Here is a 1670-nt window from a genome sequence, read left to right as displayed (position 1 = left end):
GGTGGTATTTTTTCACGAGCAGGTCCGCGAGCTGTAAAGAGAGGCCTTCCGGGTCGTCCCACACCGGGATGCCGCCGGCGGTTACCGTCTTGACGACACCGTCGGGGTTTTCGGGAGGGCGGTCGCCGGGGGAGCGGTTCATGTCCAGTGCTGCCCGGGCTATGTCCGTGTCCACGTACGAGGCCACATGGGCAAAGAGGTCGTAGAGCTGCCGGGCCCAGGTGTCGCCGTCGATAAGTATCTCGCCGATGCCAAGACGCATGAGGTGCCTGGCCTCGAATGGTACCGCCGTTCCCCCGTGGGGGACGGAGATCACCACCGGCAGCCGGGGACGTTTCGACACCGCCTCAGTCTCCCGCCAGGAAAAGGGCCAGAAGAAGCGAGCGCTGGAGCAGCTCGCCCCGGTGGATCGATTCGAAGGGGGTGAACATGTTCCTGCTCGCNNGCAAAAGGCTCGAGTCCTCATCGAAGGGAAGCTGCCACTCCTCGCATATCTTCTTGAGCCGCGAGATGAGGGGCTCGTTCTTCTTCTCTCGTAAAAGGGGCGGGCGGTCGGAAACGGTTTCCAGGCGCACCCTGACGCCCTTCGAGCGCGCCGTCAGCAATTTGCGGAGGCCGTTTTCCGCCTGGTCTGCGTGCTTCGGGTTCAGGTAGGTGATGCTCACCGTTGCGAGGATCCGGTGGGGAAGGAGCGCCCCGAACCTGTCGGTGTGAATGTCCTGGACGGAGACGGTGACTTTCTGTCCCTGCCGGGAGAGGCCCTGTACGTCACCGGCCTTCTTGATGAACCAGGTGAGCGCCTCCACCTCGCTGCCGCGGTGGCCTATCCTGAGGGGCTTGCCGTCCACGATGACGCTGAGCTTCCTGATGCCCCGCCGCTGGGTGATGGCCTTTCCCACCCGGTTCCCCGGGCGCAGGACGATCACCTGGTGCGCGTTCCTGGCGAGATCCTTTAAGACGTGGCGGCTCTGCCGCATCGCCTCACCCTCGTCGGCGTAGGCGAATACGCCCAGCCTGGTGGACTTGAGCTTTTTCACCGAACGCAGGGCCTCGAAGGCGCTGAGCATGCAGACGATGCCGGCACGGGAGAGGGCGATCCCCTCGCCGTAGAGCCACTCGGGTTCGCGCCGGAACTTCTGGGGATAGCCGCCCGTGACCTGGGGAACGTCAAGGGCGACCACCAGGAGGGTGCCCCGTGAGAGGCCCGCGGCAGTCTGAAAGGCCCAGGTGGAGCCGCCGGCCGCGTGTTCCCCGACGGGAGTGAGCCCGAGGGCTCTCAGACGCTCCTCGAGCGCCCTTCCCGCCTCGCTGATACCGGCGATGTCCCCCGTCATGCTCTGCATCTCCGTCCAGACCCGTAATTTTTCCTCGAGGCGGTCCCTGTTGTGGGTCAGGTAGGTGAAGATGGTCTGCTCCTTCGTGCCGCTTCTCTTGCTCACGTGGCTCGTGAAGCCGGGGCCGAAGTAGCGCTTTCCCGCAATCTCCACCAGCCGGTTGGCCAGGGCGTTGTAGTCGATGCCGATCTTGCCCGCGGCGAAGACGAAGGAGCCCCCCGGTCCCAGGCTCGCCATCGAGTTGACCTCCAGGATGTAGAAGTTTCCCTTCCTGTCCCGGCGGAAGTCGACCCGGGCGCTGTCGAAACAGCCCAGGGCCTTGAACGTGTCGATGGC

Annotated in this window: 2 protein-coding genes; both read right to left on the bottom strand. The window is 64.8% G+C overall.

From position 1 onward, the window contains the following. A partial coding sequence (locus GTN70_02610; protein ID NIO15885.1) for an N-formylglutamate amidohydrolase occupies window positions 1-343 on the bottom strand: 343 nt, incomplete at its 3' end. A gap of 4 nt (window positions 344-347) precedes the next feature. Next, window positions 348-1670, bottom strand: a 1323-nt coding sequence (locus GTN70_02605) for a D-alanine--D-alanine ligase (GenBank protein NIO15884.1), incomplete at its 5' end; no start/stop codon positions are given.

The sequence above is a fragment of the Deltaproteobacteria bacterium genome, assembly GCA_011773515.1.
Lineage (GTDB): Bacteria > Desulfobacterota > Deferrimicrobia > J040 > J040 > WVXK01.
Note: the sequence above shows the minus strand (reverse complement) of the source record. Positions and strands in the feature narration are given on the sequence as shown.